5 protein-coding genes and 5 tRNA genes are annotated in these 8,142 nt (G+C 45.8%); 1 reads left to right on the top strand and 9 read right to left on the bottom strand.

Annotated features, from left to right (window positions below):
• Nucleotides 1-141: 141 nt before the first annotated feature.
• From R7041_RS21820 to R7041_RS21805, 4 genes are all read right to left on the bottom strand, one after another.
• Nucleotides 142-1,092: an ABC transporter permease gene (locus R7041_RS21820; protein WP_064368881.1), complete on the bottom strand. Its 951-nt coding sequence runs from the start codon at nucleotides 1,090-1,092 to the stop codon at nucleotides 142-144.
• A gap of 2 nt (nucleotides 1,093-1,094) precedes the next feature.
• Entirely contained in the window at nucleotides 1,095-2,072 is a 978-nt protein-coding gene (locus R7041_RS21815; protein WP_005379110.1) for an ABC transporter permease, read from the bottom strand.
• Nucleotides 2,073-2,219: 147 nt separating this feature from the next.
• Nucleotides 2,220-3,773 (bottom strand): ABC transporter substrate-binding protein, encoded by a 1,554-nt coding sequence (locus tag R7041_RS21810; protein ID WP_005379109.1) that lies wholly within the window; start codon nucleotides 3,771-3,773, stop codon nucleotides 2,220-2,222.
• 92 nt (nucleotides 3,774-3,865) lie between these two features.
• Nucleotides 3,866-5,581, bottom strand: a complete 1,716-nt coding sequence (locus R7041_RS21805; protein WP_005379108.1) for a dipeptide ABC transporter ATP-binding protein — start codon at nucleotides 5,579-5,581, stop codon at nucleotides 3,866-3,868.
• A gap of 661 nt (nucleotides 5,582-6,242) precedes the next feature.
• Between R7041_RS21805 and R7041_RS21800 the strand changes: the two genes are divergently transcribed.
• Entirely contained in the window at nucleotides 6,243-6,968 is a 726-nt protein-coding gene (locus R7041_RS21800; protein ID WP_005379107.1) for an HAD family hydrolase, read from the top strand.
• 195 nt (nucleotides 6,969-7,163) lie between these two features.
• Here R7041_RS21800 and R7041_RS21795 read toward each other — a convergent pair.
• The 5 genes from R7041_RS21795 to R7041_RS21775 form a co-directional block, all read right to left on the bottom strand.
• Nucleotides 7,164-7,240: transfer RNA gene (locus tag R7041_RS21795), tRNA-Pro, on the bottom strand.
• A gap of 64 nt (nucleotides 7,241-7,304) precedes the next feature.
• Nucleotides 7,305-7,380, bottom strand: a tRNA-His gene (locus R7041_RS21790).
• 48 nt (nucleotides 7,381-7,428) lie between these two features.
• A tRNA-Pro gene (locus tag R7041_RS21785) sits at nucleotides 7,429-7,505 on the bottom strand.
• Nucleotides 7,506-7,574: 69 nt separating this feature from the next.
• A tRNA-His gene (locus R7041_RS21780) sits at nucleotides 7,575-7,650 on the bottom strand.
• A 33-nt stretch (nucleotides 7,651-7,683) separates the two neighbouring features.
• A tRNA-Arg gene (locus R7041_RS21775) sits at nucleotides 7,684-7,760 on the bottom strand.
• Nucleotides 7,761-8,142 lie beyond the last annotated feature (382 nt).

The raw sequence follows: 8,142 nt of genomic DNA, 5'->3' as shown, positions 1-8,142 counted from the left end.
TAGTGGGTAAGGTCATTATGGCGGCAAAGCGCCAAAAAAATGTGAACAAAGAATAACTAGCAAAAAAAGAGCCGGAATTTGCATCCGGCTCTCAGTTTAGGAAGGAATTAAGCGAATTTACAACGCTTGGCGGGAAAATCCTTAACCTTTGTACAGTTTCGGGTTGAATACATCTCGTAACCAGTCACCCAATAAGTTGATAACCAGAACCAGTGTAACCAACACGATGCCTGGGAAGGCAGTAATCCACCACGCACCTGAGAAGATGTAGTTAAAGCCGATGCTGATCAGCGCACCTAGTGACGGCTGATCAACAGGAAGACCCAAACCTAGGAATGACAGTGCCGCTTCCGACATGATCGCATTCGCTACCTGTACCGTCGAGATAACCAAGATTGGTGATAGACAGTTCGGCAGGATGTGACGGAACATGATGCGTGGCGCTTTAAAGCCCATCACTCGTGCCGCTTCTACGTATTCTTTCTTCTTCTCTGCCAATACCGAGGCGCGAATGGTCCGTGCGTATTGCGGCCATTCTGCCACACCGATGATCACCACCAGCATGACCACCGCATATTGGCTGTAAAAATCACTGCCAAAGCTGGCTTTGAAGATAGCTGACACGATGATCGCGACCATCATGGTCGAGAACGACAACTGTACGTCTGCAAAACGCATCAAGAAGCTATCGATACGGCCACCGAAATAACCCGCCGACAAACCAATGATGATACCCAGTACCAACTGAAGGCCAACAGCCAGGAAGCCAATGGTTAGAGACAGACGAGAGCCGTAAAGAATGGTCGATAAAATATCGCGACCTTGCTCGTCAGTACCCAACACAAAGCGCTCATCGCCATCTTCCATCCACGAAGGTGGCAACTCAGAATCCATGATGTCGATAGACGTCAGATCGTACGGGTCTGTTGGCGCAAGAACCGGTGCAGCCAATGCCAATACTAAGAACATCATAAAGACGGTAAAACTCGCCATCGCCACTTTGTCGCGTTTGAAGTAATACAGAAAATCTGACTCTTTGAAACGCTGCCACGCTGATGGAGCAGGAGCTGGTGTTAAATTTGATTGGCTCATGATTAAGCTCCTTTTCCAGTTAGGTTCACAGTTGGGTTGATGATGCCGTACAGCAAGTCAACGATGGTATTGGTTACCACGAAGATCAGACCAACAAAGATAACGTAGGCAGTGATCAGCGGTGTATCTACACGGTTGATTGCCTCTAGGAAAAGGAAGCCAGTGCCCGGCCATTGGAACACGGTTTCAGTAAGAATGGTGTAGGCCACCATGGTACCAATCTGCACGCCACCTACCGTCAATACTGGTAGCATGGTGTTCTTAAGTGCATGTTGGTAATAAATCTTTTGTAAGTTCAAACCTTTTGCTTTGGCGAACTTAATGTATTCCGAACTCAGTACTTCCAGCATTTCTGAACGTACCAAACGGATGAACAACGGCAGCATGATAGACGCTAGCGCAATACAAGGTAGGATGAGGTGCTTGATACCATCAATGGTAAAGAAGCCAGATTCCCAACCGAGCACATTAGCGGTCTCGCCCCGCCCGTAGGAAGGCAGCCAACCGAGTTCTATGGAGAAGACATACATCAGCATGATTGCGGTTAAGAACACCGGAATCGAGATACCGACACTGCTCATCGCCATCACAAATTTGGTAAAAACACTCTTAGGATGAATCGCAGAGTACACCCCAAGCGGAATAGAGAAAACAATGATGATAAGCGTCGCGCCAAACACGAGCTCTAATGTAGCTACCAGCTTGTCGAGAATCACCTCAACCGCAGGTCGCTTGAAAAAATATGAGGTACCCAAATCACCTTGTAGTGCATTACCCACAAAGCGCGTGTACTTTGTGATAAAGGGATCGTTCAGGCCCAAGTCGTCGCGTAGCGCTTGACGCTCCGATTCCGAAACCGACTGACCTACAAGCTCACGCAGCGGATCACCCAGGTTGTCCTGAATGGCAAACGCCACCAAACTGATCACAAACATCACTATCAGTGCCTGAAACAGGCGCTTGACCAGAAACGAAAACATTCCTTGCCCCTTAACTATCCATAGATCTCTATGTTAGAGAGAAAATTCAGTCTAAATAACCAACTCAATCCGACTGAAACAAAACTGAGTCGAGTGCTTTAAGTTGAGGAGGGAAATCCATCCCTCCTCAAAGTCGACTAACCGTGATTATTCAACCACTAGGTCACCGAAGTAAGGCATTACCATTGGGTTAACGATATCTGCCGCTTTCACGTTAGACTTCGCGCCCCATGCTTCACTTTGCCAGTGTAGCGGTACGAATGCTGCGTCGTTGTATAGTGTTGCTTCTACGCCCTTCAGCATTTCTGCACGTTTCGCAGGATCCGTCTCTACGTTCGCAGCTTCAACCACTTTGTCCATTTCTGGGTTTGAGTAGTAACCACAGTTGTACTGACCACGACCGGTTTCTTCGTTACGAGTCATAGTTAGGAACTCGTTGAAGTTCGCTGAGTCTTCTGTATCTGAGTGCCAACCGATCATCAGCATGTCTGCCGCACACTTGTCGAACTCAGGCCAGTACTGCGCTTTTGGCATGGTCTTCAGATCAACCTTGATACCGATCTTAGACAACATTGCCGCTGCCGCTTGTGCTACTTTCGCATCATTCACGTAACGGTTGTTTGGTGCGATCATCGTTAGCGTCAGGCCATTTTCGTAACCCGCTTCTTTCATCAGTTCTTTCGCTTTCTTCAAGTCGTAGCGAGGAACCAGTTTGTCATCGTGACCCACGTAACCTGCCGGGCTTTGCTGACCAGCAGCCGTTGCGAAGCCTTTCATGATTTTCTTCACGATACCTTCGTTATTGATTGCGTGAACAATCGCTTGGCGAACGCGAACGTCTTTCAATGCTTCGTTGCTGTTTTGGTTTAGTTGGAACGTGATGATACGAGTACCAGGTAGCGTAACTAGGTCGATGCCGTCAGCATCTTCAACGCGTTTGTGGTCGTTTGGCGCTACAGGGTGAATCATGTCAACACCGCCAGAAAGCAGCGCTGCTACACGAGTTGCGTCTTCTTTAATTGGCACAAGCGTTAGCTTATCAACGTTACCTTTCGACTCTTTGTCCCAGTAATCTTTAAAGCGTTCAAATTCCACTTTTACGCCCTGTTCACGTGAAGTCACAATGAATGGACCCGTGCCAGATACGTTAGTCGATGCAAATGAGTTACCGTGCTTCACTAGCTCAGACTTGTCTTTGCCGTCCGCAGTTTTGCCCGTGTAGAACTTGCTGTCCATTGGGAAAATGTACGTTGCGGTTTGCAGCACTAGTGGGTAAGGACCTTTAGTTACAAGATCGAACGTGTTGTCGTCAACTTTGACGATTTTTTCGTACGGGTCGAAGATGTTTTTAAAGTCAGGAGAGCTTTGTAAACGCTGGAACGTCCACACGACGTCGTCAGCCGTTAGAGTATTGCCAGAATGGAATTTCACACCTTCACGCAGTTTGAAACGAACAGTCGTATCGTTAATACGTTCCCAGCTTTCTGCTAGGCGAGGCTCGAAATCCATTTTTTGAGTAAAGCGAACCAACGGATCAAATACCATGTGTGACATTTGCAGTGTGCCACCTGATAGCTGCTCATGTGGGTCAAGCGATACTGGGTCAGCTGCATAGCCAACTTTGATATCTGCTGCCATTGCGTTAAAGCTTAGGCCCGCAGCCATTAGCGCCACTGCTAATTTGCTTTTCATGGTTTTCATTTGCATAACTCCTTCATGCGGGGATACGGATCCCTTGTTGTTGTGTTTGCGTCTTTGTTATGACTAAAGGTTAGCCAAGCGAATTGCTTGGTTTATGCCGTTTCGATCTCTTCTCGCAAGCCAGTAAACTCCGGCATCAGAGAAATCAATTTTTTGCTGTATTCGTGTTGAGGTGCCGTGAATAACTGTTCTGTTGGGGCCACTTCTAAAAGTGTACCCATTTGCATCACACCTACTCGGTCACACATCTGACGAATAACAGGTAAATCGTGGCTGATAAACAACATAGTCAAGTTCAGCTCACTTTGCAGATCTTTCAGCAAGTTTAGAATTTGTGCCTGTACCGATACGTCCAGTGCTGAGGTCGGTTCATCACAAATCAAAAGTCGAGGACGAGTCGCCAACGCACGCGCAATAGAAATACGCTGACGCTGACCACCGGAGAATTCATGAGGATACTTAAGCCCAGCCATTCGACCCAAACCAACATGATCCAATAGGTCATTCACGATTTGGCGAGTTTCCGACTCGTTTTTCGTCAATTTATGAAAACGGATTGGCTCAGCAATAATATCGAATACCTTCATACGAGGGTTCATTGAAGTATATGGGTTTTGGAACACCATCTGCATTTGACGACGCATCGGGCGGCGCTCTTTCTCAGAGGTTAAAGCGGTCAGGTCAATGCCCTCGAATTTCACCTGACCAGAGTTAGGTTGGTATAAACCAGCAATCACACGTGCAATGGTCGATTTACCTGAACCAGACTCGCCCACCAAACCAAAGGTTTCGCCTTCGTGCACTTCAAAGCTCACATTATTAGATGCTTGCACGTATTCTCGGCGGCTTTCGAACAAAGAGTCTTTGGTCACAAAGCGAAGATTGACGTTCTTCACGTCCAAAAGCGGGCCAGTGTACTCACGCTCATCTTGGCTTTGTCCTAACCAGTGGTTCTTGATATCGAGTGGCTCCATTTCCGCCGCTTCTTCGATATAGCTTACTAACGGGAAACGATCTAGCTTTCTGTCTGAACGTGGTACCGCTGAAATTAGACTGCGAGTATAAGAGTGATCAGGATCGCCCAATACTTTGGCTGTTGGTCCAAACTCCACCAAGTCACCACGATACATTACCGCCACGCGATCGGTGACGTTGGAGACTACACCCATATCGTGAGTAACCAACATACAGCCGACATTGTTCTTGATACACAGCTCGCGGATCAAGTTGAGGATTTGGTCTTGGATAGAAACGTCTAACGCCGTAGTTGGTTCGTCCGCGATGATGAGATCAGGCTCACCAGCCAAAGCAATAGCAATGACAACACGCTGACGCATACCACCAGAGAATTGGTGCGGGTACTGTTTTAAGCGGTTTTCTGGTTGCGGAATACCAACCTGCTGCATAAGAGAAAGCGCGCGCTGATACGCCTCTTCATCAGAGACCTTCATGTTAGCGTGGATCGTCTCTTTCAGCTGTTGCTCAACAGTAAAAAGTGGATTGAGCGAGGTCATCGGATCTTGGAAAATAAAACCTATTTTCGAGCCGCGAACCTTACGCATCGCTTCTGGTGATAGGCCAGAAATTTTTTCTCCATCCAAGAATACATCACCGCTAGCAACGCGACCTGGGGGACTAAGCAAATCGATAACAGCGTTACCAACGGTGGATTTACCCGCACCTGATTCGCCAACAACACCCACGATTTCACCACGTTCAATATGAAAAGAAAGTGACTTCACGGCAGCGTGAACGCCGTGTCGGGATGGGTATTCAATACGAAGGTTTTTCACTTCTAATAGTGACATTTCAGACCTCTACTGCCTTGTCTGTGGTATCGAATCATGCCAAAGGCACCATTCATCACCTGAATGAATCCGTTCAAATTCAGAATAATACTCTGAAATCTTAATGCGGAAATAATTTGGCAAAAATCACACAAAAAAGCAACAATTAAAGTATATTCCGCCGAAAAAACATTAAATAAACGCACAATTAGCGAATAAAAATGCATTAACAAGTATTTAACTATTTTCATATCACACTATTTTTGTGCGTCATGCACCAATAAAACTAGAAAAATGCTCTAAAAGTAAACATGAGCTAAACAAGATCATTAACCATATTATTCATGTGAATTTATTAACATTTAACAAACAATATCATATGCAAAAAGTGTTTTTTCAACATAAAAAACTATTAATAAAATAGTCGGCAAATACAAAAAGCCAAACTTAGGAAGAGAAAGGATAGGTCAAAACGTGAACAAAACAGCAAAACCACACAAATCCTGCTCCAACGCAGATTATGCGCCACTTAAGCGGTTTATTGACTAAGCAAAGGAAAGTACCGCTATCCTCATTCGTACGTCATAAGAAAACTCGCCGATTTTAACCCTTTACGACACAATTGAGAGTGGGATAATAGATGAACAGTGTCAAAGCCAAGCCGTAAATAAAAGGAGCCCCTGTGCTTAAAGCGATTTTTTTTGATATGGACGAGACTTTATGTGCAACGTCACAAGCCGATAAAGTTGCAGGACAAGCGTTTACAACTTGGATTCATAAGACCTACCCACAAGTTACCGAACCAAAAGCGTTTTTGCAGCGCTACTTGCAGGGTGTATACAAAAAGCTGAATGCTGAGTTCCCTCACCTTGTGGCTCTGCTACCCGATGAAAATGCCTTCCGTTGTGGCCTGATCCAAAACATCTTGGCGGAGCAAGGCGTCAGCATCACTGCAAAAGAGGCTCAACAAGCTCAAGACTACTTTGACTCTGCACGTATGGGCGCGTTCACCTTCTTCCCTGGTGTAAAAGAAATGCTCAGCGACCTTCGTCAACATTACAAACTCGTCGTGATCACTAACGGTCCGATTTTTTCTCAACACCCTAAATTAAACGCGACACAAATGAGCAACTGGGTGGACCATATTATTGTGGGAGGAGAAGAGCCAGAAGAGAAACCTGCTACAAGTATTTTCCAAAAAGCGCTCGACTTGGTCGAAGTAAAACCAGAAGAGGCTCTACACGTGGGCGACTCTTTACCTGCTGACATTGCTGGCGCTAACAATATGGGCATTTTGAGTGTGTGGGTGAATGCGACAGGCGCAAGCAACTCAACGGATATAACGCCAAGTTTTGAAATCCAAGAAACGGTAGAACTGAAAGAAATCCTTAAAACACTCGCCCAATAAAAGCAGCGGATTAGAAAACTACAAAACCCCAGACACTGCTCTGGGGTTTATTTTGTCAGCTCGAAAAGCATTTGGATCATAGGTGGTCAAAAGCCCCTAGAGCTGTACACTTTTGGGAAAAATTGAAATGGAATGCCGATTCTTTTCAGGAGAGATGCAAAAAAGCCCCAGTCTTTCGACTGAGGCTTTAAATAGTGGTCGGTGAAGAGGGATTCGAACCCCCGACCCTCTGGTCCCAAACCAGATGCGCTACCAAGCTGCGCTATTCACCGAACTGTATTTGCTGATTTTCTCAAATCAGACAGGACACTTCAACTAAGAAGTCACCTTAATTAATGGGGTGGCTAACGAGATTCGAACTCGCGACCACCGGAATCACAATCCAGGGCTCTACCAACTGAGCTATAGCCACCATCAATTTTTGCTGTTTACCGCTCTATTAGAGCCATAAACTAAATAGTGGTCGGTGAAGAGGGATTCGAACCCCCGACCCTCTGGTCCCAAACCAGATGCGCTACCAAGCTGCGCTATTCACCGACGATGTTTTATCTTGATTGAATCAAGATTGGGAGCAATGCTACCGCATTCAATCTAAAAAAGAAAGAATGGGGTGGCTAACGAGACTTGAACTCGCGACAACCGGAATCACAATCCGGGGCTCTACCAACTGAGCTATAGCCACCACTGATTTTTACCGATGTATCCTCCGAGGCAATGGTACGCCCGAAAGGATTCGAACCTTCGACCTTTGGCTCCGGAGGCCAACGCTCTATCCAACTGAGCTACGGGCGCATGCCCTATCGGCGGAGTGGAATAATACGGATATCACACTATGCCGTCTAGTACTTTTTTTACTTTTTTTATCGTTTGGTCTCTTTTTCGACAGTTATCTTCCGTTAAAGTGGATTTTTGATGTGATTCACGCCCTGTCATGGATAACTTGTTGTTTATTGCAACAAGTTATCGGGATATAATCACCCATTATTTACATTGATTTAACAGCTGCAACCAAGTTGTCTAATCATTCTATGCCATTCAGTGGAATTTAATGATTTCTCTGCTCGGCATTAATACTCTAACTATATAAATAGGTAAGTCACTTACCTCGGGAATGTGAAGTGGGTTTAATGGATATGTCTCGACAAATGATTAGCGTTTTGTTCGCTGCCTTAAC

Origin of the sequence: Vibrio sp. 1751, assembly GCF_033339895.1 — a bacterium.
Taxonomy (GTDB): domain Bacteria; phylum Pseudomonadota; class Gammaproteobacteria; order Enterobacterales; family Vibrionaceae; genus Vibrio; species Vibrio alginolyticus.
Note: the sequence above shows the minus strand (reverse complement) of the source record. Positions and strands in the feature narration are given on the sequence as shown.